Raw genomic sequence first — 25,302 nt, forward strand, 5'->3', positions numbered from 1 at the left:
GCTCAGGACCCCGCCAGCGGCAGGGTCACGCTGAACAGCGCGCCATGACCGGGCTGGCTTTGCAAGGTGATGGCGCCACCGTGGGCGTCGACCAGCTGCTTGGTGATGAACAGGCCCAGGCCCAGGCCGCCCGTGCGGTCCTGGTGCACCACGCGTTCGAACGCATCGAAAATGCGCTCCTGGTCTTTGGGGCCGATGCCGATGCCATGGTCGCGCACTTCGATCACGGCGCTGTTGCGCGTTTTCGCCAGGCTGATGTCGACCGGCTTGCCTTCGCCATAGCGCAGCGCGTTGCTGATCAGGTTGACGACGATCTGTTCGACACGGAAGGCGTCCCAATAGCCTTCAATTTGTACGTCGTCCTGTACCTGCACCCGGATTTGATCCGTGTCCGGGGAAGTGCCTGGCGCCAGGTCTTCGGCCACGCGCCGCACCAGCGCGGCCAGGTCGACCGGCTCGCGCCGTATCGACAGCTTGCCGCTGCTGATGCGCGACACGTCGAGCATGTCGTCGATCAGGCGCACCATGCTGCGGATCTGGCGCGCGTCGCGCGCTACCATCTTCGGCAGTTTTTCCGGCGCAAACGCGGCCAGGTTGCCGCGTTCCAGGTTCAGGGTGCGCATCTGGGTTTCCAGGAACAGGGTGTTGAGCGGCGTGCGCAGTTCGTGCGCCACCATCGACATGAATTCGTCGCGCATGCGCAAGGAGCGCTGCAGCTCGGCTTGGGTGGCGCGCAATTCCTGCAGCAGCGCCTCCTGTTGCTGGCGGCTCTGTTCCAGCGCCTGCACCTGGCGCCGGGTTTCGGCGCGCTGCTGGTGCAGGGCAACGAAGACATTGACCTTGCTTTGCACCGCGTTGATGTCGAGCGGCTTGTGCAAAAAGTCCACGGCGCCGCTTTCATAGCCCTGGAACGAGAAATTCATTTCCTTGCCGGCGGCCGTGACGAACACGATCGGGATATGGCGCGTCTTGTCGGTGCCGCGCATCAGCTGGGCCAGTTCGAAGCCGTCCATTTCCGGCATCTGCACGTCGAGGATGGCCAGCGCGAAATCGTGTTCGAGCAGCAAGGCCAGCGCTTCTTCGCCGGACGATGCCTGGTAAACGCTGCGGTCGTTTTCGCGTATCAGCGCGTTCAGCGCGCGCAGGTTTTCCGGCAGGTCGTCGACGATCAATAATTTGGTGCGGGTTTCATTCATCATGGCGGTTTCCTGGTGTTGCTGCGTCTCGCTGCGCATCCTGGCGCAGCTTGTGCCGCGTCTCTTGTCGCTGGGCGCCGAAGGAAGGGCGCTTGCGGTACAGTTTTTCCGGTGTCGGCTGTGGTTCGAATTCGCTGGCAAAGGCGCTGAAATTCGTGCTTTCCTTGCTGCCCAGCCCCAGGAAACCCCGGTGGCACAGCGATTCATGGAACAGCCCCAGGGCGCGGTCCTGCAGGGCTTTGTTAAAGTAGATCAGCACATTGCGGCAGCAGATCAATTGGGTTTCCGCAAACACGCTGTCGGTGGCCAGGCTGTGGTCGGCAAAATTGATGCGGTCCAGCAGGCGCTGGTCGAAGCGCGCCGTGGCGTGTTCCACCGTGTAGTACTCGTCCAGGCTGCCCAGGCCGCCAGCGGCCAGGTAGTTGGCGCCATAGTCGTCCATGTTAAGCAGCGGATACACGCCCAGACGGGCCTTGTCGAGCACCACCGGGTTGATGTCGGTGGCATAGATCAGGCTGCGCTCGAGCAGGCCTTCCTCGTGCAGGATGATGGCCAGCGACAGCGCTTCCTCGCCGGTGCAGCAGCCAGCCACCCAGATCTTCGGCGAAGGATAGGTTTTCAGCACCGGCACCACCTGTTCGCGCAGGGCCAGGAAAAATGCCGGATCGCGGAACATTTCGGTGACCGGCACGGTCAGCATCTGCAGCAGCTGGCCGAAGGCGCCCGCGTCTTTCAGCACCTTGCGCTGCAGCTCGTCGAGTGTCGCGCAGTGCAGGCGGCCCAGGGCGTGGTTCAGGCGGCGCCGCTGCGACGGCGCGGAGTAATCACGGAAATCATAACTGTAGCGCTGATAGATGGCGTCCATCAGCGCCTGCAGCTGCGCCTCCGTGTAGTCGATCAGCATCAGATGCGTTCCATCTTCGGCATCCAGACGCGCAGCAGCGAATACAGGCGGTCCAGGTCGATCGGCTTGGCCAGGTAGTCGGACGCACCGGCCTGCAGGCATTCTTCCTGGTCGTTCTTCATGGCCTTGGCGGTAATGGCGATGATCGGCAGCTTGTTGTAGCGGCCATCGGCGCGGATCTGGCGCGTCGCTTCCAGGCCGTCCATGCCCGGCATCATCACATCCATCAGCACCAGGTCGATATCGTCCACGCTGTTAAGCTTGCTGATCGCTTCGAAGCCGTTGCGGCCGATTTCCACCACCACGCCTTTTTGCTCCAGCGCATTGGTCAGCGCAAAGATATTGCGCACATCGTCGTCGACCAGCAGGATCTTGCGCCCTTCAAACACGCGTTCGCGGCTGCGCACCTGCTGCAGCATGCCCTGGCGTTCGCTCGACAGTTCCGACTCGACCTTGTGCAGGAACAGGGTCACTTCGTCAAGCAGGCGCTCGGGCGAACGCGCGCCCTTGATGATGATCGAACGCGAATACTTCATCAGGTCCGCTTCTTCCTCGCGGCTCAGGTTGCGGCCGGTATATACGATCACCGGCGGGAACGAGCACAGCTCTTCATGCTCCATACGTTCGAGCAACTCGTTGCCCTGGATATCGGGCAGCTTCAGGTCGATGATCATGCAGTCGAAAATCTGTGTCTTCAGCAGGGCCAGTGCTTCTTCGCCCAACGCCACGGCGGTGATTTCCACGTCGTCGTCGCTGATCAGGTGCACCACGCTTTCGCGCTGGCGTTCGTCATCCTCGACCAGCAGGATGCGTTTCATTTTTTGGGTAAATTTCGATTCCAGCTTGAGGAACACGTCTTTCAACTGCTCGCGCGTGCGCGGCTTGGTGGCATAGCCGACGGCACCCAGCTGCATCGCCGCCTGCACCTGATCATTGCCCGAGACGATATGCACGGGAATATGGCGGGTCAGCGGGTTTTCCTTGAGCTTTTGCAGTACCAAGAGGCCCGGGCGGTCCGGCAGGCCGATATCGAGCAGGATGGCGTCGGGCAGGAACTCGGCAGCCAGGCGCAAACCTTCCTCGGCGCCGTGCGCCACCAGGCACTGGTAATGCATTTCATGCGCCAGGTCGAACAGGATGCCGGCAAATGCCGGTTCATCCTCGATCACCAGCACCGAGCGCTGACCCTTGCTGGCGGCCGGCACGCTTTCGCGGTCATCCTTGAAGGTGGCGACCGGCACCGGTTTCGGCGCGGGCAGGGGCGCGATGGCGACGGAATTGGTACGGATATGCGCGGGCGGCGCGGCCTTGGCCGGCGCCGGTGCGTCATCCTCGGGCGCGGCGCGTTCCTGCCAGTCGACCGGCAGCACCAGGGTAAACGTGCTGCCCTGGCCTGGCGTGCTGGACAACTCGATGGTGCCCCCCAGCAAAGTGGCCAGGTCGCGCGAGATCGACAGGCCCAGGCCGGTGCCGCCATAACGGCGGCTGGTGGTGCCGTCGGCCTGGTGGAAGGCGTCGAAGACTTTCTGCTGCTGGTCGTCGGCAATGCCGATACCGCTGTCCTGTACCTGGAAGCGCACATGGCCGGCCGCGTCCATCGCCACCTGCACCGAGACGCTGCCGGTGTCGGTAAACTTGATGGCGTTCGACAGCAGGTTTTTCAGGATCTGTTCCAGGCGCTGGCGGTCGCTGACGAACGAGGGCGGCGTGCCTGCCGCCATCGAGACGGTGAAAGCGAGTTTCTTTTGCTGTGCCTGGGCGCCGAACAGCATTTTCAGGCTGCTCAGCAGTTCATTGAAGGGAATGGCTTCCGGCGTCAGGTCCAGCTTGCCCGCCTCGACCTTGGAAATATCGAGGATGTCGTTGATCAGGGTCAGCAAATCATTGCCGGCCGAATAAATCGTCTGCGCAAACGTGACCTGCTCCGGCGTCAGGTTGCCACCGCTATTGTCGGCCAGCAGCTTGGACAGGATCAGCGAGCTGTTCAATGGCGTGCGCAGCTCGTGCGACATATTGGCCAGAAATTCCGACTTGTAGCGGCTGGCGCGCTGCAGCTCTTCGGCGCGCGCTTCGAGCTGGTCGTGGGCCTGGCCGATGGCCACGTTCTTCTGGTCCAGCGCCAGCGCCTGCACCGCCAGCTGCTCGTTCGACTGTTCCAGCGCAGCTTTTTGTTCTTCCAGGTGCGACTGCGATTGCTCCAGCACGCGCGACTGCTCGCCCAGCTCTTCATTGGCCGTGCGCAGCTCTTCCTGCTGCACTTCCAGTTCTTCATTCAATTGCTGGGTTTCTTCCAGCACATTCTGCAGCCGCTGGCGGTACAGCGCCGCTTCCAGCGAAGTGCCGACGTTGGCGGCGATCAGGCGCAGCAGTTCCAGTTCGCGCTGGACCACCGGCCGCGTAAAGCCCAGTTCGATCACGCCATTGACGGCGCCTTCGTTGTTCACCGGCGTCAGCACCAGTTCCAGCGGCGAACCGTGGCCCAGGCTGGAGTTCACCATCAGATAATTCTGGGGCACCTGTTTCAAATGCTTGAGCCGCTTTTCGCGCGCTGTCTCGCCGACCAGGCCTTCGCCCTGCTTGAAGACCTGCTTGTCCTGGATATGCTGGTCGCTGAAGCCGTACACGGCCGCGCGGCGCAGGCTGCCATCGTCTTCCGTCACGTAGATGGTTGCCACGGCCACGTCGAGCCGGTTGGCCAGGAAGTCCAGCACTTGCCGGCCCAGCTGGGGCACGGCCAGCTGGCCGCTGGTGTAGTCGGCCAGTTCGGTCTGGCCGGTGCGCAGCCAGGCTTGCTCCTGCAGCACGTCGTTGTCCTTGCCGCGCTGTTCCAGCGCCGCGTTATAGATGTCGGACAAGCGCATCAGTTCGCGCCGGCCCAAAAATGCCAGCAAGCCCGACAAGCCCAGGCTCAGCAGCAGGAATACCACCACCGCCATTATGGTGCGCGCTTCGGCCGAGTCGCCGCGCTCCTGGCGCAAGCGCTGTTCCATGGCCAGGAAGGACAGGAATTCACGGCGGATCTCGTCGAATTCCAGCTTGCCTTCGCCCTGGCGCACGCGCGCCAGATATTCCTGGTTGTTGCGGCGCTGGTTGATGATCGATTCGGCGTAGTCGGTCCACTGGTTCTGCAGCGCGCGGATGCGGCGCAGGCGGTCTTCCTGGATCGGGCTGTCCGCCACCAGTTCCAGCAGGGTGGTCATTTCCACCGCGATCTTGGCCTTGCCCGATTTGTACGGCGCCAAAAAGGTCTCGTCGCCCGTCAGCAGGTAGCCGCGCATGCCCGTTTCCAGGTCGACCGACAGTTTCATCACCTCATTGGCGTTGCCGATCACCCGTTCGGAATGCTCGACCGAGCGTAGCGCACTGAGCAAATAGGCGATCAGGCCGACAAACACCAGCGCGGTCAGTACCCCGACCACCAGCGGCAGGGTGACATTGCGCGCCAGGATGCGGCGGAAACTGAAAGTATCAATCGGGGTCTTGGTATTCATCGGGTCCGTGGAAGAATAATCAGGGGTAAATAATTTTAAATGAAAAGCAATATTTCTGAGGCGCAATCGTGCGGCAGGCGATAGCATAGCAGGCGGTACGGGCGGTGCAATGGCGCACGCGTGCGATGTGATCAAAAAGATGAGGAATCATGTTAAGAAAACTAGTCATTTGCGCGCTGCTGGCCGGCGCGATGCAGCATGGGGCGCAAGCGGTGGTGCTCGGTAGCGAGCGCGGCCAGGCGTTGACGCAGGAGGGCCTGGGCCTGATCTCCAGCGGCCAGTTGAAGGCGGCGCGCGAAAAATTCCAGCAGGCGGCGGCGCTCGATCCCGAAGCGTCGTATCCGGTGGGCGCGCTGGCCATGCTGTACCAGGTATTGTCGGCACAGCCGCAATTGAGCGGCCAGGAACGCGAGGCAGCGCTGGGTGCGGCCCGGCAGGCGGCGCAGCACGCGCTGTCGCTCGATGCGCGCGATCCGCTGGCGCAGGAAGTCATGCGGCGCCTCGCAGGCGGCAGCGTGCGGGAAAAATATATCCCGCAGAATAATGCCGGTGCCATGGTGGAGCAGGGCGAGCAGCTGTTTGCGAAAAAGGACTACGCCGGCGCCCTGGTGCAATACGAGCGCGCGATCGCCGCCGATCCGCAGTATGCCGATGCCTGGGTGTATGCGGGAGACTGCCATTTTTCGCTGCAGCAGTGGGAGCCGGCGGCACAGCACTTTCGCCAGGCGGCCCAGGTCGACCCGCTGCATGAGCAAGCATGGCGCTTTTTGTCCGATACATTGCAGCACCAGGAAAAATGGCCGGAAATGGAAGCGGCCCTGGCTGGCGGCATCGGCGCCAATCCGGATCAATCCCCGGCCTGGCAGCGCATGGCGCAGTTCCAGTCGATGCACGGCGTGCCGCTGGTCGCGCTCGGTTTGCAGGTCAAGGCGCGCGGCAGCGTCGACGCCGACGGCAAGCCGAGGGTGCAGGTCCAGTCCAAGGGCAAAGGCGGCATTGCCGGCGACCTGACGCCGCAGGACGACGCCTTCTGGTTCGCACTGGCTCTGGCGCAAGCCAGTGGCCTGGAAAAACGCGCGCAACAGGGCGATACTGCGGGTGCCTCGCCCTTCGAGATCGAACTGGCGGCCTGGCGCGCGGCGCTGGCGACGCTCGATGAAATGGAAAAAAAGCAGGCGCTGCAACTGCGCGACGGCGGCGTGCTGGCCATGCGCAAGCTGGCGCAAGCCGGCCAGCTGGAGCCGGCGCTGTTGCTGCTGCAATATCGGCCAGCTTATCGTCCGGCACTGGAAGCGTGGAAAAGCGCGCATCCGAATGGCGTGGCCCAGTTCGTCAATACGACGCACATGATGCCGTGAGGACAGCCCTGCAAAAAAAAACGGGACCCGATCGGGTCCCGTTTTTTTTCGTTACATATTAATAGCGCTTAGTTGCGGATCTCCAGTGCCCGGTTCAGGCTCAGCGCCGCCAGCGAGGCGACGGCGCCCGACAGCAGGTAGAAGCTGACGTAGGCCAGGCCGAAGTTGGCCGACAGACCCAGCGCCACCAGCGGTGCGAAGCCGGCGCCGACCAGCCAGGACAGGTCCGACGTCAGGGCCGCGCCGGTGTAGCGGAAGCGGGCAGGGAAGTTGGCCGTCACGGCGCCGGCTGCCTGGCCGTAGGACAAGCCCAGCAAGCTGAAGCCGATCAGGATGAAGGCGTCCTGGCCGGTATTGCCGCCGCCCATCAGGCTCGGGATGAATGCACTGAAGATGGCGATCAGCACGGCCAGCGTGCCGAGCGTGGTGCGGCGGCCGAAGCGGTCGGCCAGCAGGCCCGACAGCACGATGCCGATCCCGGCCAGCACCGCGCCCACCATCTGCACCTGCAGGAAGTCGGAGGCGGCGCGGGTCTGGTAGACCGAGACCCACGACAGCGGGAATACCGTCACCAGGTGGAACAGGGCGTAGCTGGCAAGCGCGGCCAGCGCGCCGATCATCACGTTGCGACCCTGGCCGCGGCTCATTTCAAATACGCTGACAGGCTGCAGTTCGCGCTCGTCGAGCAGTTTCGCGTATTCATTGGTCGATACCAAGCGCAGGCGGGCAAACAGCGCCACCACGTTGATGGCAAAGGCAACATAGAAAGGATAGCGCCAGCCCCAGTCGAGGAATTCTTCGGTCGGCAGGTTGACCAGCATGAACCAGAACAGGCCGCCGGCAATCAGGAAGCCGACCGGCGCGCCCAGCTGGCCCAGCATGGCGTACCAGCCGCGCTTGTTTTCAGGCGCGTTCAGGGCCAGCAGCGACGGCAGGCCGTCCCAGGAACCGCCAAGAGCGACGCCCTGGCCGATGCGCAGCACGGCCAGCCATACGATGGCGGCAAAGCCCAGGTGCGAATAGGTTGGCAGGAAAGCGATGCCGGCGGTGGAGACGCCGAGCAGGAACAGGGCGATGGTCAGCTTGGCGCTGCGCCCGAGCCGGCGCTGGATTTCCATGAAGATCACCGTGCCGAAAGGACGGGCGATGAAGGCAAAGGAAAAAATCAGGAAGGAGTACAATGTGCCCTCCAGGCGTTCCTCGAACGGGAAGAACACCTGCGGGAACACCAGCACCGAAGCGATGGCGTAGACAAAAAAGTCAAAGTATTCGGAAGCGCGGCCGATGATCACGCCAACGGCGATCTCACCTGGGTCGATATGGGATTCGACGGTGCCGGCTCCCTTTGCGTCGCGCAGAGAGTGGGGGTTGAAATCAGCGGGTACATCGCCGCTATGAATGCGCGTGCTGGACATGGTGAGCCTCTTTAATATAGTTTCGAGTTCGACAACACGTATAACTTACCCCAGGAGTCTCAAGCCCGGAGTAGGACTATTCAGACAGTGGCTGTAGGACAAGTCCTTTAGTGCTGAATGAACGTCCGGGCCAAGGGTGGGACAAAACGTCCAATTGCCCTTGTGCTCCAGTAGGAATAAAGTACCATATCTTCATCCCCTGTACTGGATTTTCCTGTATGTTTTCACTTAAACTTCGTCACGGACTGGCTCTGTTGCCCCTCACCTTATTGGCAGGCTGCAATACGGTGGTACTGAACCCGTCCGGTGATATCGCAGCTCAGCAAGGCAATCTGATTGTCATTTCCACGTTGCTGATGTTGCTGATTATCGTCCCGGTAATCGCTCTGACCCTGCTGTTCGCCTGGCGCTACAGAAAAAACAACACCGAGGCCAAATATGAGCCTGAGTGGGACCACTCGACCCGTCTTGAGCTGATTATCTGGGGCGCGCCCCTGCTGATCATCATCGTGCTGGGCCTGCTGACCTGGATCAGCACCCATACGCTCGACCCGTATCGTCCGCTGAGCCGCATCGACGCCAATCGTCCGATTCCGGAAAGCACCAAGCCGATGATCGTCGAAGTGGTGGCGATGGACTGGAAATGGCTGTTCATCTACCCGGAGCAAGGTATCGCCACCGTCAATGAACTGGTTGCACCGGTCGACCGTCCTATCCGTTTCAAGATTACCGCACAGTCGGTGATGAACTCGTTCTTCATTCCGGCGCTGGCAGGTCAGATCTACGCCATGCCGGGCATGGAGACCAAGCTCAACGCGGTGATCAACAAGCCGGGCGTCTATGACGGTTTTTCGGCCAACTACAGCGGCGCGGGCTTCTCGGGCATGCGCTTCAAGTTCCATGGCGTGAACGATGCAGAGTTCGACAAATGGGTGGCAACCACCCGTGCAGGCGGCGGCGCGCTGAACCGCGACGACTACCTGACCCTGGTCCAGCCAAGCGAGCGCGATCCGGTGCGCCGCTACAGCAACGTGCCGGTCGATCTGTACAAGGCCATCCTGAATCGCACCATCGTCTCCGACGCGCTGTGCGTGACGCCGGTCCAGCCATACAAGCTGGCACTGGCAGACAGCCCGGTAGCGGCCGCAACGGCAGTAGTCGCTAGCGATGCAGTAGTTGAAAAGGGCGTGATAGCCAAGTAATAACTGCATGAATCCCGCAGCGCATGCACCAGGCGCTGCAGATACTGGCGCCGTTTGCCTGGCGCCTCCCTTTTTTCTCTGAGAGTAACAATGCTAGACCATATTGATCTGACGAAGCTTATATTCGGCCGTCTGACTTGGGATGCAATTCCATTTCACGAACCTATCCTGCTGGCGACCTTTGCAGGGGTTGGCCTGGGCGGCATCGCGCTGGTCGCGGCGCTGACGTATTTCCGCGTCTGGGGTACCCTGTGGCGCGACTGGATCACCAGTATCGACCATAAAAAAATCGGTATCATGTACATGATCCTCGGTATCATCATGCTGCTGCGCGGCTTTGCCGATGCGCTGATGATGCGTACCCAGCAGGCAATCGCGTTTGGCGACAATGCCGGCTTCTTGCCACCGCACCACTACGACCAGATCTTCACCGCCCACGGCGTGATCATGATCTTCTTCGTGGCGATGCCGTTCGTGACGGGCCTGATGAACTATGTGGTGCCACTGCAAATCGGTGCGCGCGACGTGGCTTTCCCGTTCCTCAACAACTTCAGCTTCTGGATGACGACCATGGGCGCCGTGCTGGTCATGGCGTCGCTGTTCGTCGGCGAGTTTGCCCGTACCGGCTGGCTCGCGTATCCGCCGCTGTCGGGCATCGTCGCCAGTCCGGACGTGGGGGTAGACTATTACATCTGGTCCTTGCAGATTGCCGGGGTCGGCACCTTGCTGTCCGGCGTCAACCTGATCGCCACCATCGTCAAGATGCGCGCACCGGGCATGACCTGGATGCGCATGCCGATTTTCACCTGGACTGCACTGTGCACCAACGTGCTGATCGTTGCTGCCTTCCCTGTGCTGACCGCCGTGCTGGCCATGCTGGCACTGGACCGTACCGCCGGTTTCAACTTCTTTACCACTGAACTGGGCGGCAACGCCATGATGTACGTCAACCTGATCTGGATCTGGGGCCACCCTGAGGTCTACATCCTGGTGCTGCCGATCTTCGGCGTGTTCTCCGAAGTTGTCGCAACGTTCTGCTCGAAGCGCCTGTTTGGCTATGCGTCGATGGTCTACGCCACCTGCGTCATCATGATCCTGTCGTACCTGGTATGGCTGCACCACTTCTTTACCATGGGTTCGGGCGCCAGCGTCAACTCGTTCTTCGGCATCACGACGATGATCATCTCGATTCCGACCGGCGCAAAGATCTTCAACTGGCTGTTTACGATGTACCGCGGCCGTATCCGTTTCGAGTTGCCAATGCTGTGGACGATCGGCTTCATGGTCACCTTCACCATCGGCGGCATGACCGGCGTGCTGCTGGCCGTGCCACCAGCGGACTTCGTGCTGCACAACAGCCTGTTCCTGATCGCCCACTTCCATAACGTCATCATCGGCGGCGTGGTCTTCGGCGTGTTCGCCGCGATCAACTACTGGTTCCCGAAAGCGTTCGGCTACAAGCTCGACACATTCTGGGGCAAGTGCTCGTTCTGGTTCTGGTTGGTCGGTTTCTACCTGGCCTTCATGCCGCTGTACGTGCTGGGCCTGATGGGCGTGACCCGCCGCATGAATCACTTCACCGATCCATCGCTGCAGATCTGGACCATCATCGCCTGGTTCGGCGCTGTCTCGATCGCACTGGGCATCGGCTCGATGATCATGCAGTTCTATGTCAGCTTCCGCAACCGCGCCGCCTTGCGCGACGTGACCGGCGACCCATGGGGCGGCCGTACGCTGGAATGGTCGACTTCGTCGCCACCGCCAGACTACAACTTCGCGTTCACGCCGCAAGTGCATGAACTCGATGCCTGGACCGACATGAAGAAACATGGCTACGAGCGTCCGACGTCTGGCTTCACGAAGATCCACATGCCGAAGAACACCTGGGCTGGTTTCGTGATCTCCGCCTTGTCCGCCGTGGTCGGTTTCGGCCTGATCTGGCAAATGTGGCTGGTCGCCGGTATCGGCTTCCTGGCGATGCTGGTCACCATCATCGTCCACACCTTTAACTACAAGCGTGATTACTATATTTCGGCGGAAGAAGTTGTCCGTACCGAAAACGCTTACACTAAATTGCTGAGCAGCCATGTCTGAAACCATCGTCCATAACACCGGCGCACCTGGCGCCACGGAGCGCAAGAGCTTCTTCGTGCGCGAGCACCATCCGGAAAACGGCAGCCTGCTGGGTTTCTGGCTCTACCTGATGAGCGATTGCCTGATCTTCGCCTGTCTGTTCGCCACCTATGCGGTGGTGGGCCGCAGCTACGCGGACGGCCCGACCGGCGCCGCGCTGTTCGACCTGCCACTGGTGGCCGTCAACACGGCCATGCTGCTGCTGTCGTCGATCACGTATGGCTTTGCCATGCTGGCGATGCAGCGCAAGAACCTGGGTTCGACCCTGGTTTGGCTGGGCATCACCGGCGTGTTCGGCGTCGCCTTTTTGTCGCTGGAAATGTACGAGTTCGTGCACCTGATCCATGAAGGCGCCGGCCCGCAGCGCAGCGCCTTCCTGAGCTCGTTCTTCGCGCTGGTCGGCACCCACGGCCTGCACGTACTGTTCGGCGTGATCTGGCTCGTGACCTTGATGTTCCAGCTGAAAAAGCATGGCCTGACACCTGAAAACGGTCGCCGCATGATGTGCCTGTCGCTGTTCTGGCACTTCCTGGACGTGATCTGGATCGGCGTCTTTACCTTTGTCTACCTGATGGGAGTCCTGCCATGAGCGGCCACGATACACACAATGACCACGGTCATGGCCACGACGGCCACTACCATGATGCAGCCGACCATGGCAGCCTGAAAAGCTACGCCATCGGCTTCATCCTGTCCGTGATCCTGACGGCGATCCCGTTCTGGCTGGTGATGAACAAAACCATCACCAACACCGGCACCATGGGCCTGGTCCTGCTGGGCTTTGCTGCGGTGCAAGTGGTGGTGCACATGGTGTACTTCCTGCACATGAACGCCAAGTCCGAAGGCGGCTGGAACATGATGGCGATGATTTTCACCATCATGATCGTCGTCATCGCCATGGCCGGTTCGCTGTGGGTCATGTACCACATGAACCACAACATGATGCCTAGCATGATGCCTGAAACCATGCACTCGCAATCGGTTCCATGATGAGTCAACCGCGCCCAGGCAACACCGGGCGCGCTCCTGGCGCGGCGTCGCAAGATGCCGCGCCAGGCCCACGCAGCACGGTCGTGCGTACCGCACTGGCCTTGCTTGCGGGGATCGTTTTTGCCGGTTTCTGTGCCTTGGGCACCTGGCAAGTCATGCGCCTGCAATGGAAGCTTGACCTGATCGAGCGCGTCGAACAACGCGTACATGCGCCGGCAACGGACGCACCTGGTCCCGAACGCTGGGCCAGTGTCACGCAGCAAACGGACGAGTACCGCCATGTGCGCCTCTCCGGTATCTATCTCCCCCTTTTCAATACCCTGGTGCAAGCGAGTACCGAACTCGGCAGCGGCTTCTGGCTGCTCACGCCATTGCGCCAGGCAGACGGTACGACCATACTGGTCAACCGCGGCTTCGTGAAGGACCGCAAGGGCATCGCCGCCAGCACGCCGCCTGGCATCGTCCACATCGACGGCCTGCTGCGCATCAGCGAACCGCGTGGCGGCTTCCTGCGTGAAAACAATGCGGCCATGCAGCTCTGGTATTCGCGCGACGTGGCGGCGATTGGCGAATCGCACATGCTGACCCGGCTTGCGCCATACTTTGTCGATGCGGCCAAGGGGCTGGAAAGCACACCGGACGCACCGGTCGGCGGGCTGACCGTAATTTCCTTCCACAACAGCCACCTGGTGTACGCACTGACCTGGTATGCGCTGGCCCTGATGGTGGCCGGTATCAGCTGGTGGATCGTGCGCGAAGAGCGCCGGCGCCGTCCTGTCGCCGCCAACTCTCCTCAGTACCATGCCGGGCAAGATTGAAATAGTGCCGAACCGCGAAGTGCTCGAGCGCGGTGCGGTGGCGGCCGAGATGGAACATCCGGCCGGCCACCAGAACATGAAGCTGCTGATCCAGCTGCGCTGGCTGGCCGTGATCGGCCAGATCAGCACCATCTTTGGCGTCGGCGTGGGGCTGGGCATCGCACTGCCGGTGCCATACATGCTCGAAGTGCTGTCCTGCCTGATCGCCTTTAATCTTGCCAGCCTGCTGCGCTGGCATGAACGCCAGCCGGTGTCGAACACGGCGCTGTTCCTGGCCCTGCTGGTGGACGTCACCGTGCTGACCGCCCAGTTGTACCTGAGCGGCGGCATCAGCAACCCGTTCGCCTTCCTGTATCTGCTGCAAGTCATCCTCAGCGCCGTGCTGCTGGAAGTCTGGTCGACCTGGATCATGGTGGCCATTACCGGCCTCTGCCTGGCCGGCCTGGCGTTGCTGCCCGGCCCGTTGATCTTGCCGATCGACCCCGAGCGCGGCTTTGCCAGCCTGTACGTGCAGGGTTTGCTGATCTGCTTCATGCTGAACGCCGCCTTGCTGGTCCTGTTCATCACCCGCATCAACCGCAACCAGCGCGCCGGCGACGCCAAGGTGGCCGATCTGCGCCAGCGCGCCGCCGAAGAGGAACATATCATCCGCATGGGCCTGCTGGCCTCGGGCGCCGCGCATGAACTGGGCACGCCGCTGGCCACCCTGTCGGTGATCCTGGGCGACTGGCGCCGCATGCCCGAGCTGAGCAAGAACAGCGAAATGCTGGAAGAAATTACCGAAATGCAGGCGCAGCTGCAGCGCTGCAAGGGCATCGTCAGCGGCATTCTGTTGTCTGCCGGCGAGGCGCGCGGCGAATCGTCCGTGAAAACCACCATCAACACGTTTCTGGACGACCTGGCGCTTGAATGGCGCAGCAGCCGCCCGATCCACCATTTCGAGTACGATAACCGCATCGAGCATGATGTACCGGTGGTGTTCGATTCGACCCTGAAACAGACCATCTGCAATGTGCTCGACAATGCCCTGGAAGCGTCGCCCGACTGGCTGCGCTTCGAAGCCACGCGCGAGGCCGATGCGCTGCATCTGATCGTGCTGGATGCCGGTCCCGGTTTCGAGCCGTCAATGCTGAACCATATCGGCAAGCCTTATCAGTCCACCAAGGGCAAACCGGGCAGTGGCCTGGGCCTGTTCCTGGTGGTCAACGTGGCACGTACCCTGGGCGGCACCGTCACCGCGCGCAACCGCGCGCAGGGCGGGGCGGCCGTGCACCTGGCCTTGCCGCTGGCGGCCATCAAACTGGACCAAGAAAGCGACAGCCATGTCAAATGAGACACCAACCGACCGCCTGCTGCTGATCATCGAAGACGACGCCGCCTTTGCGCGCACCCTGTGCCGCTCGTTCGAGCGGCGCGGCTACCAGGTGATCCAGGCCACCAATTTCGACGAGGCCAGCGCCCTGCTGGAACAGCATTGCCCCGACTACGCCGTGGTCGACCTGAAACTGAACGGCAATACCTCGGGCCTGGCCTGCGTGCAGATGCTGCACCAGCACGACCCGGAAATGCTGATCGTGGTGCTGACCGGCTACGCCAGCATCGGCACTGCGGTGGAAGCGATCAAGCTTGGCGCCTGCCAGTATTTGGCCAAGCCATCGAACACCGACGATATCGAAGCGGCCTTCGGCCATGTGGCAGGCAGCTCGGAGATCGAACTGACCAGCCGCGCCACCAATATCAAGACGCTGGAATGGGAACGCATCCATGAAATGCTGGCGGAAACGGATTTCAATATTTCGGAGACGGCAAGGCGGCTGGGAATGCACCGGCGCACGCTGGCCAGGAAGCTGGAGAAGCAGAGGGTGAAGTGATTTCTTTTTAACCCCAGTATTTGCACTTGGGTTAAAACGACGTCGCCAGCCACTCCATCTTCTGCACCTGAATATGCGGATGACTGTTCAGCGCTTCCCACTCCGGCAGGAACACAAACCCCTGCTTTTTGTAGAACGCCGCCGCCCGCGCATTGTCGGGCGACACATCCAGCACCAGCCTTGACTGTCCGCCGGCCACGCAAAGCTGCTTGACAGCCTCGACCAGCCCGGCGGCAATCTCCATGCCGCGATACTCCAGCTTTACCCACATCGCCTGCAGGCTGGCCTCGCCGTTGCCATTGAGCACATGGGCGGCAAGGCCGACCGGTTCGTCGTTGTCGTAGGCCAGCACGAAAGTGCGCTGCGGCGTGCTGACCGCGCGTTGTTGCCAATCCTCGTCCGTGAACGCTGCCGCACTGGCGTGGCTGACGCCAAACGCGGTTGGCACGTCCAGCAATGCGGCCAGCCGCGCCACTTTCAGGTCGCGCCAGTCATCCGGTCCGGTAGCGCGAATGACGATGCTCAATTGAACACGATCGCCGTCTTGTGCGCGATGCTGAGCCGGCACGCTTCATAGAGCGCAAACCAGGCCACCAGCTCTCGTTGCAGCCCGTCGTCTTCATTGATGCGCAGATTGATGCGTTCGGCCTCCTCGTCGCTGAGGTCGTCACCAAGCAGGAAAATTCCCAGCGCGGGGGCGACCGTGACCAGTTCCTCGCGCAGCTTGTAGGACGAGCCCAGCATGCCGCCAAGCAATTCATGCTCGTCATTGCCAAAAATGACTTCATCGAATACCAGCGGGAAATAAAATCCCTCGCAATCCGAATGGCAGATCAGATGGCTGTCGAACATGTCCTGCGCCTCATCGAGGACCGCGTCTTCTGCCGGTTCCTGGCCGTCGGGCAGCGAGGTGGCGCGCCACTGGGCATCGAGCACCGCATGCGCATACGCGCGGCGCAGATAGTGCACAAAGCTGTACGGGAACGAGTCGATGACGGTGCGCGACTGCAATTCCGGCAAGTCAGCCGGTTCCGTATGCTGAGGCAATCCTGCCTGTTTCAGCAGTGCATTTGCTGTTTCAAATGCGGTGGAAATAAATTCCACACCTTCCGTGTCTTCTTCTTGCTGCAGTTCGGTCAGTGCGCCGACGGATATTGCCAAGCCCATGCGATGATTCCTTAAGTTGCCAGCGTTATATCCAGCGTTGATGGTGGGGAGGTGTTTCAGCTGCCAGTTTGCGGCGCTTGCGTGGCGGATGATACTTTTTGAAAGGTTTCGCCCAGCACCGTGACCGTCGGCACGCCTGCCACCAGTGTCGCCTCGATTTTCGGTTCGGCTGCCGGCACCGTGATCGCGCCCTCGGCATAAGTGGCCGCAAAGCGGCGCTCGGTGAGCTTGTTGGTCAGCACATTGCGCATGTAGCGCACGGCAACCAGTTGCGCGCCTTCCTGCTTGAATACCAACATGTCCGGCACCGTCGTGCGCGCCAGTTGCCAGGTGCCGACAAACTCATCGACGCCTTCGGCGTGCGCACCCAGCATGCACAGGGCTGCAGCGGCGCCAACCGTCAGTTTTTTCACGATCATGTTTTTCTCCAATGGAGCAATCGCGAGATGGATTGCCTGTAGCAATACTAGCATTTCCACAGTGAGATTTTGGCGCAAAGCTTGCGATTATGTTGGCCGTATCGCTTACGACTGATCCCAGACTTCAATTGTCAGCATCTGTTCCGGCTGGCAGGCTGCAATCCGGTCCTCATGCACGGTAACACTGCCTTTCCAGGCCGACGGCTCGGGACCATTGAAATGGCCCAGGTGTTCCTTGATGCCGCGCGCCAGGATCGGCGTGATCTCGCCAGCCAGCGCCGTGAAACGGTTCGGATAGCCGTTGAAGCTGTGCTGCTCGGCCTTGCCTTGCTTGCACAGTGCCAGTATCCAGTCCATGCCGCCCAGTCCGGCGTCCCAGACCGCCAGCGTCGCTTCCTTGTTGCCGCCACCGGGCAGCGTGCGCTGCGCCAGGGTTTCAGTTGTAATCACGGTCCACCAACCCAGCATGGCTTGCTCCTCAATAAATTATTTGGTCATCGCGCGGCGCAGCAGATAGCTGAGCGCGTCGACGGCGGCTACCATCAGCAGCATGGCGATAATCACGGTGGCGGCCTGTTGCATCTGGAATAGCGACAGATGGTATTTCAGCATCTGCCCCAGGCCACCGGCGCCGACCACGCCAAGAATCGCGGCGGCGCGGATATTGTTTTCCCAGCGGTACAGAGTGTACGACATCATCTGCGGACTGCATTGCGGCAAGGTCGCATACAGAAAAGCCACGGCCGGGCGCGCGCCGTTGATGCGCAAGGTGGCGGCCGGCAGCGGCGGGCAGTTCTCGAAGGCATCGGCAAACAGCCGGCCCAGCACGCCCACCGTATGCAGCGCCAGGGCCAGGGTGCCGGCAAACGGCCCCAGGCCGGCGGCGATCAGCAGGATCGAAGCCCACACCAGTTCGGGGATCGAGCGCAGGACGTTCAGGAAACCGCGCGTGATATTGCGCGCCAGCACGCCAAAACGGCCGCTGGCGGGCAGGGCCAGCAGCGCGCCGAGCACGGCGGCGATGACCGTGCCGATGGCCGACATGGCCAGGGTTTCAAAGGTGGCGATGCCGACTTTGGTCAGGAACGCGGGCGCCAGTTCCGGCGGCGCGAAGCCGTGCAGGAAATCAAGGGTCGTGCGGATCGCTTCGCCGCTGAAGAATTCGCCCCATTTCAACGGCAGGCTGGCAAAGCTGGCGATGACCAGCAGCACCAGGCCGGCCAGCAAGGCCCAGGTCGACCAGCGTACCGGTTCCGCAACCGGCAGGGGTGGCAGTGTGAAATCGTGCTTCATGACAGCCTCCGCCGCAGCATGGCGGACACGGCATCGGCGCCGGCCACCAGCAGCACGAACACCATCAGCATGGTGGCCAGTTCGCTGCCGGCCATCATCTTCATCGATTCATCCATGCGCTGGCCCAGGCCGCCGGCGCCGACAAAGCCCATCACCACCGAGCCGCGGATTGCGCATTCCCAGCGGTAAATCGTGTACGACACCAGTTCGGCGGCCGACTCGGGCAGGGCGCCGTACAGCAGCGCAGCCAGGCGGCCACTGCCGTTGTTGAGCAGGGCGTTGCAGGCAGACGCATCCGATGACTCGAGGATTTCCGCATAGACTTTACCGAGCATGCCGCAGTAGGTGAGGGCGATCGCGATCACGCCGGCGGTCGGACCGAGGCCGACGATGCGCACCAGCAGCAGCGCCCAGACCAGTTCAGGCACGCTGCGCAGCAATACCAGCAGGGTGCGCACGCCGTGGCGCAGGGCGGCCGCCGGTGGCGAGACCTTGCCCGTGCCGATGCGCGAAACCGACAGGCGCTCGGTCACCAACAGGGTCAACGGTATCGCACCCAGCATCGCCAGCGCCATGCCGGCGGTGGCCATGGCGATGGTTTCCCAGCTCGACACCAGCACCAGCTGTAAAAATTCGGCCGAGTGGGCCGGCGGCACAAAGCTCGACAGGAACTGCCAGGTCGCGGCCAGGCTTTGCGCATCCCATAAGATCCAGGGCTTGAATTCGGCCTGCACCAGCATCGGCCACAGCACGATCAGCACCACCGCCGCAGTGATGAGGCGGCCGCGCCAGGCCGGGTCGCGCGGCATCGAGGCCTTGTTTGCCGTCAGCAATGCGGCCTCGCCGCTTCGAGGTTTTCCGCGACAGGATCGAATTGCGGCGAAGGGTCGGTCTTGTTTTGATACAGGGCGGCGATCATCGTGTCGGTCACTTCCGTGGCGGGCGCATCGAAAACCACTTGCCCATCGCGCAGGCCGATAATGCGAGGAAAGCAGGCGCGCGCGATCTCGACCTGGTGCAGACTGCAGATCAGCGTAGCGTTGCGCGCCGTGGCTTCTTCCTGCAATACCGCAATTGTTTGCACCGCCAGGGTAGGGTCAAGCGCCGACAAGGGCTCGTCCACCAGGAACACTTGTGCGTTCGACACCAGCGCGCGCGCCATGCCGCAGCGCTGGCGTTCGCCGCCGGACAGGCGGTCGACCCTTGCATACAGTTTGTCTTGCAGATTGAACTTGCCCAGCGCTTCCCAGGCCGCGCGCGGATCGAGCGGTGCCACCAGCGAACGCACCGCCGTCCACAAGGTCCATTGCGGCAGCCTGCCGGCCAGCACGGCATTGACCACGCGCTGGCGCGGCGGCAGCGGGGGAGTTTGCGGCGCCAGGAACAGGCGCGCGCGCAAGGCGTGTCGCGCGCCGCTCGCCAGTTGCCACGGTGATGCGCCGAGGACATTCAGGGTCCCGGATGCCGGGCGCAGCGCGCAGGCCAGCGTATGCAGCAAGCTGGTCTTGCCCGCGCCCGACGGGCCGATCAGGGCGATCTGTTCACCCTGGGCCACGTCCAGGCTCAGCTCGCGCAGCGCCAGCGCATTGCCGGCGGCGCCAGCGTGGTGGACGCTGACTTTGTGAAGTTGGAATGTCATGCGATGTGTCGGTTTGGGTTGGGGTTTGTCGGATTACGCCCTTCGGGCTAATCCGACCTACGCGACGGTCTAGCATGCGTAGGTCGGATTAGCGTAGCGTAATCCGACAAGATTCGACGGGGACAGCGATTATTTCAACAACTTCGCATCCCGCGCAGCCGCTTCGATATCCTTGTAGTTCTCGGCCTTGGTCGGGATAAACCTGGTGGCGCGCTGCAGCTCGAGGATTTCCTTGCCTTCAGGCGTGGACGGGTCCAGCGCCAGGAAGGCGTCGGTCAGCTTCTGGCGCACGACCGGGTTCATGTCCGAGCGCACGCTCCAGTTGTAGTCGAAATAGCCGGGCGTGGTGTAGAACACGCGCACCTTGGCCGGGTCGACTTTTTTCGCTTCGACCAGTTTTTCCCAGACCGAGATATTCAGCGTGCCGGCATCGACCTTGCCGCCGGCCACGGCCGCCACGGTGGCGTCATGCGCGCCGGAAAACGCGATGCGCTTCATGTCGACGTCAGGATTGATCTTGGCGGCCAGCAGGTAGTAGCGCGGCATCAGATGGCCCGAGGTCGACGATTCGGAACCGAACGTGAAATTCTTGCCTTTCAGGTCGGCCAGGCTGTTGATGTCCTTGCTGGTGGTAACGAATACGGAGCGGAACTTGGTGTCTTCCTCGCGCTGTACCAGCGGCACGATCTTGCCGCCGCTGCGCACGTTCGCTTGCACGAAGGTAAAGCCGCCAAACCAGACCATGTCGAGCTTGTGGTTGATCAGGCCTTCGACCGAGGCTGCGTAATCGGTCACCGGCGTAAATTCCACTTTCATGCCCAGCTTTTTCTCCAGGTAGTTGCCCAGCGGCTTGAACTTGCGCTGCAGTTCGGTCGGCGCTTCGTCGGGAATCGCCGACACGCGCAACACTTGCTGCGCCTGGGCGATGCCGCTGTGGATCGCCAGGGTGGCGGCAACGGTGGCCAGGATGGCGGGGAATTTGGAGAATGTCATGTCAGTGCTTTCTATGGAAGATGATTAAAATACGGAAACGCCAGTGCTGCCTGCCTGCATCTCGCCGATGACCGCCGCTTCCGCAAAGCCTTCGGCGCGGAAAATCGCCAGCACCTGCTCGACCGCTTCCGGCGCGCACGCCACCAGCAGCGGGCCGGCCGTTTGCGGGTCGGTCAGGATGGCCTGGTCGACCGCGTTCAAGGATGGGTCCAGCTGCACTTGCGCGCCATAGCCCTGCCAGTTGCGCCCCGAGGCGCCCGTGATATTGCCCAGCTCGGCCAGTTGCTGCACCTGCGGCAGCAGTGGCACGTCAGCCAGTGCGATACGTGCCTGCAACTTGGCGCCACGCGCCAGTTCCAGCGTGTGGCCCAGGAGGCCAAAACCGGTAACGTCGGTCAGCGCATGCACGCCGTCGAGTAGTGCCAGTTTCTTGCCTGGCGTATTCAATTTGGTGGTATTGGCGATCAGCGCGGCATAACCGTCGGCGTCGAGCAGGTTTTTCTTCAGCGCCGCCGACAGCACGCCCACGCCGATCGGCTTGCCCAGCACCAGCTTGTCGCCGGCGCGCGCGCCTGCATTGCGCTTCACTTGCGACGGGTGCACCAGGCCCAGCACCACCAGGCCATAGATCGGCTCGACTGAATCGATGGTATGGCCGCCGGCGATCGGAATGCCGGCCTGGGCGCACACGGTTTCACCGCCTTTTAAAATCAGGCCGATGGTCTCGACCGGCAGCTTGTTGATCGGCATGCCGACCAGCGCCAGCGCCATGATCGGCGTGCCGCCCATGGCGTAGACGTCGGAAATGGCGTTGGTGGCGGCGATGCGGCCGAAGTCGAACGGATCGTCAACGATGGGCATGAAAAAATCGGTGGTGGCGATCAGCGCCTGCTCGTCATTCAACTGGTAGACGGCGGCGTCATCGGCCGTTTCTATGCCGACCAGCAATTCTTTCGGGATTGGGAAGCCGCCGCTGCCTTTCAGGATATCGGCCAGCACGCCCGGCGCGATCTTGCAGCCGCAGCCGCCGCCATGGGCAAATTCGGTCAGTCGGATCGGTGGTGCAATGCTATCTGTCATGTGAGTTCCTGCTGATGTTGGTGGTTGCCGACGATAGTACACAAGCTGAGAGCAGCTTGCTTAAAAGCAGCATCGGAGATATCGGGCAGCAGCAAAGGCGCCGCCTCGGCATAGCGCAGGAAGTTGCGCTTGATCGACTGCAGGTAGGCCGGGTCATAATGCTGGAGCAGCAGTTCCTCGACCAGCGTGGTCATTTGGCCTGAGGTGGCCAGTTGCTGCCAATGGGCAATTTTCTCGCGGCCGTGCAACTGCGTCAACAATGCCAGCTGGACATTGAGTTTTTCCGGGTCGCCAACAAAATGATCGTAGTCTTCCATCAGCAATTGCACGCGGTGGCCGGTGGACAGCTGCACGGCGGTGCAATCGGCGGCGCGCATTTTTTCCATCAGCGCGTCGGGCACGCGCAAGCGGCCCACTTTCTTGCTTTCGGACTCGATGAACACGGGCTGGCTGGCGTCGAAATGGCGCAGCTGCTGCCACAGGCCGCTTTCAAACGCTTTTTGCGAGGGTTGGTTTTCTTGCGGCAAGCCGCCCAGCACCGAGCCGCGATGGGCCGCCAGCTGTTCCAGGTCGATTACCTGCGCGCCTTGCTTGTCGAGCACTTGCAGCAGCCGGCTCTTGCCGCTGCCGGTGGGGCCGCACAGCACATTGATGAAGTCAAACGCGGCCGGCAGGGTGGCCAGCTCGGTATTCACATGGCGCCGGTATTCCTTGTAGCCGCCGTCGAGCTGTACCACGGGCCAGCCGATACGCGCCAGGATATGTGCCATGGCGCCGCTGCGGTTGCCGCCGCGCCAGCAATATACCAGCGGGCGCCACGATTGCGGATGGCCGAGCATGCCATCTTCGATATGGCGCGCAATATTTTTTGCCACCAGCGCCGCGCCCAGTTTTTTTGCTTCAAAGGCGCTGGTCTGCTTGTACAAGGTGCCGATCTGGATGCGCTCGTCATCCTCCAGCACCGGCAAGTTGATGGCGCCCGGCAAATGATCCTCGGCAAATTCGGACGGGCTGCGCACATCGATAATGGCGTCGAACTGGGCCAGCTGCGGCAGGATCTCGGCGAAGGGCAAAACTGCGGGGTATTTCATCGTGGCGGCGCCGGGGAAAATGTTGAAGGCGTATTATCCCCGATAAACGTTCCCTGCGTGTGCGTTCAGCCCAGCACGTGGCCTATGGCGGGCGCCAGCAGCACCGTTACCACGCCCGAGAAAATCATGGTGAGGCTGGCCACCGCGCCTTCTTCCGTACCGACCCTGCGCGCCACCGACAGGCCAAAGCCGTGCGCGGCAGCGCCATACGGGGCGCCACGGGCAATGCGCATGCGCAGCGGCAGCAGTTTCAGCAGCGGCTTGCCCAGCATCAGGCCAAACAGGCCCGTCATCACCACGAAAATGCCGGTCAGCTGGGCCGAACCGCCCATCTGTCGCGACGCTTCCAGCGCAAACGGCGTGGACACCGAGCGCGCCAGCAGGCTGCGCGCCATGTCGCCATGCACGCCCAGCAGGCGATCCAGCAGCAAGGTGGCGGCCAGCGACGCGACGATGCCGGCACAGCTGCCCAGCGACAGGGCCAGCCAGTGCTTGCGGATCAACTGGCGTTCCTGGAAGATCGGCAGCGCAAACGCGACGGTCGCCGGCCCCAGCAGCCACGGCAGCCAGCGCGTTTCGCCAAAATAGGTCGTGAAGGGCGTGGCGGTGGCCTGCACGATAATGATCAGAATGGCCGAGGTACAGATCGCCGGCGTCAGCAAAAAGTGTGGATGGCGCCGGTGCAGGGCCTGGTTGGCATAGAACAGCACCAGGGTCAGCAGCAGGAACAGCAGTGACAGCAGCAAGGTGCTCATGCCAGTTTCCTGGCCGCGCGCTGGCGCCGCAGTTTTTTCAGGCGCAACTGGCGCTCATAACGGCATACCCATTCCACTGTAAAGGCAGTGGCCAGCATCACGCAGGCAAAACCCAGGCCGATGTCGAGCAGCAAAATCAGGCCCTTGGCCTTGATCAGGTCGGTAAATTGCACCACTGACACCACCAGCGGAATAAAGAACAGCAACATATTGGACAGCAGCCAGTTGGCGCCCAGTTCGATCGCGGCTGGCTTCACCAGGCCGGTCGCCAGCAGCAGCACCAGCGCGAACAGGCCCACCACGCCACCCGAGAAGGGCAGGTGCAGCACCGCCGCCGCATGGTCGGCAGCCCACCAGGCGGCAATCAAGACTGCTACCTGCCACAGCGTTTGCACGGGCCGGCGCCAGGCGGGTGCGGTGGCGATCGGCAGGGTGGCGGTGGAACAACTGGCGTGCATGGCTGGCTTTCATCGGAGAAGGTTTTCATTGTAGGCGGCGCTGGTTAAAAGATAAAATGACTTAAACTTATGAAGTTCATTCGATATTGGAATGCATGATGGATATCCGTTCGCTACGCTACTTCGTCGAAGTGGTGGAACAAAACAGCTTTACGCGTGCCGCCGCCCGGCTGCACGTGACGCAACCGACCGTCAGCAAGATGATCGCCCAGCTGGAACAGTCGCTGGACCTGGCCTTGCTCGACAGGGTGGGCAAGCGTTTTACCCTGACCGACGCGGGCAAGGTGGTGCTGTCGCGCGCGCATGAATTGCTGGCCCTGCATGCGGAGCTGAAAGTGGAGTTGCGTGATTTGCAGCAGCTCGAACGCGGCGAGCTGCGAGTGGGCGTGTCGCCGCAGACGCATATGGCGATCGCTTCCTGGCTGGCCGAGTACCACCAGCGCTACCCGGGCATCGAGCTGAAAATGGTGGAAAGCGGCACCCAGGCCATCGAGCGCGACTTGCGCAAGGGCACCATCGAGCTGGGCACCATGCTCGACTACCCCGGCAATGCTGCGACCTGGCAAGATTTCGAGGCGCTGCCGCTGGTGCGCTCGCCGCTGTGCCTGCTTGCACCGCGCGAGTCTGCCTGGCAAAACCGGCAGACGGTGGCCTTGGGCGAACTGGCCGACAGTCCGTTCGTGTTCTATGGCGATGCGTTTGCCTTAAACGAGATCGTGCTTGACGCCTGCCAGCGCGCCGGTTTCGTGCCGCGCATTACCAGCCGCAGCGGCCAATGGGACTTTATCGCCTCGCTGGTGCGCCTGGGCGTGGGCATCTGCCTGCTGCCGAAGATGTTCTGCGACACGCTGGACGCCAGCGACTTTACCATCGTGCCGCTGGCCAACCCGCCGGTGGAGTGGAATCTGATGCTGGCCTGGCGCCGCGCCGGGCGGCTGTCGTTTGCCGCGCGCGCCTGGCTGGACCTGGTGCGTGCGCATATGGGCGATGCAGACTCCGCCGTGCGATTACAATAGGCGACCGCAACCA

General features: G+C 62.1%; 25 protein-coding genes. 9 read left to right on the forward strand and 16 right to left on the reverse strand.

Annotated elements, in window-relative coordinates:
* Positions 1 to 2 precede the first annotated feature (2 nt).
* From AC0Z42_RS19710 to AC0Z42_RS19720, 3 genes are read right to left on the reverse strand one after another with little or no spacing between them, the layout of a single operon-like run.
* Complete coding sequence (locus tag AC0Z42_RS19710) at positions 3 to 1,199, reverse strand: hybrid sensor histidine kinase/response regulator (protein ID WP_485469876.1); 1,197 nt, start codon at positions 1,197 to 1,199, stop codon at positions 3 to 5.
* Complete coding sequence (locus tag AC0Z42_RS19715; RefSeq protein ID WP_485469877.1) at positions 1,189 to 2,100, reverse strand: CheR family methyltransferase; 912 nt, start codon at positions 2,098 to 2,100, stop codon at positions 1,189 to 1,191. Before AC0Z42_RS19715 ends, AC0Z42_RS19710 begins: the two co-directional genes overlap by 11 nt.
* The gene (locus AC0Z42_RS19720) at positions 2,100 to 5,591 is read right to left on the reverse strand and encodes a response regulator (protein WP_485469878.1); all 3,492 of its coding nucleotides are present in this window, start codon (positions 5,589 to 5,591) and stop codon (positions 2,100 to 2,102) included. Before AC0Z42_RS19720 ends, AC0Z42_RS19715 begins: the two co-directional genes overlap by 1 nt.
* A 149-nt stretch (positions 5,592 to 5,740) precedes the next feature.
* Between AC0Z42_RS19720 and AC0Z42_RS19725 the strand changes: the two genes are divergently transcribed.
* Positions 5,741 to 6,949, forward strand: coding sequence for a tetratricopeptide repeat protein (locus AC0Z42_RS19725; protein ID WP_485469879.1), 1,209 nt, complete (start codon positions 5,741 to 5,743; stop codon positions 6,947 to 6,949).
* A 68-nt stretch (positions 6,950 to 7,017) separates the two neighbouring features.
* On the opposite strand, the gene AC0Z42_RS19730 is transcribed toward AC0Z42_RS19725, so the two are convergent.
* On the reverse strand, positions 7,018 to 8,364 hold the full coding sequence (locus AC0Z42_RS19730) for an MFS transporter (RefSeq protein ID WP_485469880.1): 1,347 nt from the start codon (positions 8,362 to 8,364) through the stop codon (positions 7,018 to 7,020).
* A 218-nt stretch (positions 8,365 to 8,582) separates the two neighbouring features.
* Between AC0Z42_RS19730 and cyoA the strand changes: the two genes are divergently transcribed.
* The 7 genes from cyoA to AC0Z42_RS19765 all read left to right on the forward strand — a co-directional run bounded on the left by cyoA (position 8,583) and on the right by AC0Z42_RS19765 (position 15,378).
* The gene (cyoA, locus tag AC0Z42_RS19735; protein WP_485469881.1) at positions 8,583 to 9,566 is read left to right on the forward strand and encodes a ubiquinol oxidase subunit II; all 984 of its coding nucleotides are present in this window, start codon (positions 8,583 to 8,585) and stop codon (positions 9,564 to 9,566) included.
* Between the two features lie 90 nt (positions 9,567 to 9,656).
* Complete coding sequence (gene cyoB, locus AC0Z42_RS19740) at positions 9,657 to 11,660, forward strand: cytochrome o ubiquinol oxidase subunit I (protein ID WP_485469882.1); 2,004 nt, start codon at positions 9,657 to 9,659, stop codon at positions 11,658 to 11,660.
* A complete protein-coding gene (gene cyoC, locus AC0Z42_RS19745; RefSeq protein WP_485469883.1) occupies positions 11,653 to 12,288 on the forward strand; it encodes a cytochrome o ubiquinol oxidase subunit III in 636 nt (211 codons plus the stop codon). Before cyoB ends, cyoC begins: the two co-directional genes overlap by 8 nt.
* A complete protein-coding gene (gene cyoD, locus AC0Z42_RS19750; RefSeq protein ID WP_485469884.1) occupies positions 12,285 to 12,689 on the forward strand; it encodes a cytochrome o ubiquinol oxidase subunit IV in 405 nt (134 codons plus the stop codon). Before cyoC ends, cyoD begins: the two co-directional genes overlap by 4 nt.
* Positions 12,686 to 13,507 (forward strand): SURF1 family protein, encoded by an 822-nt coding sequence (locus tag AC0Z42_RS19755; RefSeq protein ID WP_485469885.1) that lies wholly within the window; start codon positions 12,686 to 12,688, stop codon positions 13,505 to 13,507. The genes cyoD and AC0Z42_RS19755 overlap by 4 nt, the downstream gene beginning before the upstream one ends.
* The gene (locus AC0Z42_RS19760; RefSeq protein WP_485469886.1) at positions 13,491 to 14,840 is read left to right on the forward strand and encodes an ATP-binding protein; all 1,350 of its coding nucleotides are present in this window, start codon (positions 13,491 to 13,493) and stop codon (positions 14,838 to 14,840) included. Before AC0Z42_RS19755 ends, AC0Z42_RS19760 begins: the two co-directional genes overlap by 17 nt.
* Positions 14,830 to 15,378: a response regulator transcription factor gene (locus AC0Z42_RS19765; protein ID WP_485469887.1), complete on the forward strand. Its 549-nt coding sequence runs from the start codon at positions 14,830 to 14,832 to the stop codon at positions 15,376 to 15,378. Before AC0Z42_RS19760 ends, AC0Z42_RS19765 begins: the two co-directional genes overlap by 11 nt.
* 31 nt (positions 15,379 to 15,409) lie before the next feature.
* Here AC0Z42_RS19765 and AC0Z42_RS19770 read toward each other — a convergent pair whose 3' ends face one another.
* The 12 genes from AC0Z42_RS19770 to AC0Z42_RS19825 form a co-directional block, all read right to left on the reverse strand.
* A complete protein-coding gene (locus AC0Z42_RS19770; RefSeq protein WP_485469888.1) occupies positions 15,410 to 15,904 on the reverse strand; it encodes a GNAT family N-acetyltransferase in 495 nt (164 codons plus the stop codon).
* Positions 15,901 to 16,545, reverse strand: coding sequence for a hypothetical protein (locus tag AC0Z42_RS19775; protein ID WP_485469889.1), 645 nt, complete (start codon positions 16,543 to 16,545; stop codon positions 15,901 to 15,903). Before AC0Z42_RS19775 ends, AC0Z42_RS19770 begins: the two co-directional genes overlap by 4 nt.
* Positions 16,546 to 16,601: 56 nt before the next feature.
* Entirely contained in the window at positions 16,602 to 16,964 is a 363-nt protein-coding gene (locus AC0Z42_RS19780; RefSeq protein ID WP_485469890.1) for a hypothetical protein, read from the reverse strand.
* Between the two features lie 105 nt (positions 16,965 to 17,069).
* On the reverse strand, positions 17,070 to 17,432 hold the full coding sequence (locus AC0Z42_RS19785; RefSeq protein WP_485469891.1) for a hypothetical protein: 363 nt from the start codon (positions 17,430 to 17,432) through the stop codon (positions 17,070 to 17,072).
* 18 nt (positions 17,433 to 17,450) lie between these two features.
* Complete coding sequence (gene phnE, locus AC0Z42_RS19790; RefSeq protein ID WP_485469892.1) at positions 17,451 to 18,257, reverse strand: phosphonate ABC transporter, permease protein PhnE; 807 nt, start codon at positions 18,255 to 18,257, stop codon at positions 17,451 to 17,453.
* A complete protein-coding gene (locus AC0Z42_RS19795) occupies positions 18,254 to 19,066 on the reverse strand; it encodes a PhnE/PtxC family ABC transporter permease (RefSeq protein WP_485470049.1) in 813 nt (270 codons plus the stop codon). Before AC0Z42_RS19795 ends, phnE begins: the two co-directional genes overlap by 4 nt.
* Positions 19,067 to 19,083: 17 nt before the next feature.
* Positions 19,084 to 19,896: a phosphonate ABC transporter ATP-binding protein gene (locus AC0Z42_RS19800; RefSeq protein ID WP_485469893.1), complete on the reverse strand. Its 813-nt coding sequence runs from the start codon at positions 19,894 to 19,896 to the stop codon at positions 19,084 to 19,086.
* 129 nt (positions 19,897 to 20,025) lie between these two features.
* Positions 20,026 to 20,889 (reverse strand): putative selenate ABC transporter substrate-binding protein, encoded by an 864-nt coding sequence (locus AC0Z42_RS19805; protein WP_485469894.1) that lies wholly within the window; start codon positions 20,887 to 20,889, stop codon positions 20,026 to 20,028.
* 24 nt (positions 20,890 to 20,913) lie between these two features.
* Positions 20,914 to 21,969, reverse strand: coding sequence for a selenide, water dikinase SelD (gene selD, locus AC0Z42_RS19810; RefSeq protein WP_485469895.1), 1,056 nt, complete (start codon positions 21,967 to 21,969; stop codon positions 20,914 to 20,916).
* Positions 21,966 to 23,060, reverse strand: coding sequence for a tRNA 2-selenouridine(34) synthase MnmH (mnmH, locus tag AC0Z42_RS19815; protein ID WP_485469896.1), 1,095 nt, complete (start codon positions 23,058 to 23,060; stop codon positions 21,966 to 21,968). Before mnmH ends, selD begins: the two co-directional genes overlap by 4 nt.
* Before the next feature lie 65 nt (positions 23,061 to 23,125).
* Positions 23,126 to 23,815: an LrgB family protein gene (locus AC0Z42_RS19820; protein WP_485469897.1), complete on the reverse strand. Its 690-nt coding sequence runs from the start codon at positions 23,813 to 23,815 to the stop codon at positions 23,126 to 23,128.
* Positions 23,812 to 24,273, reverse strand: coding sequence for a CidA/LrgA family protein (locus tag AC0Z42_RS19825; protein WP_485469898.1), 462 nt, complete (start codon positions 24,271 to 24,273; stop codon positions 23,812 to 23,814). Before AC0Z42_RS19825 ends, AC0Z42_RS19820 begins: the two co-directional genes overlap by 4 nt.
* A gap of 98 nt (positions 24,274 to 24,371) precedes the next feature.
* On the opposite strand from AC0Z42_RS19825, the gene AC0Z42_RS19830 reads away from it, so the two are divergent.
* Entirely contained in the window at positions 24,372 to 25,289 is a 918-nt protein-coding gene (locus tag AC0Z42_RS19830; RefSeq protein WP_485470050.1) for a LysR substrate-binding domain-containing protein, read from the forward strand.
* Positions 25,290 to 25,302 lie beyond the last annotated feature (13 nt).

This window comes from Janthinobacterium sp. 1L-D-8-B-C4, assembly GCF_057291295.1.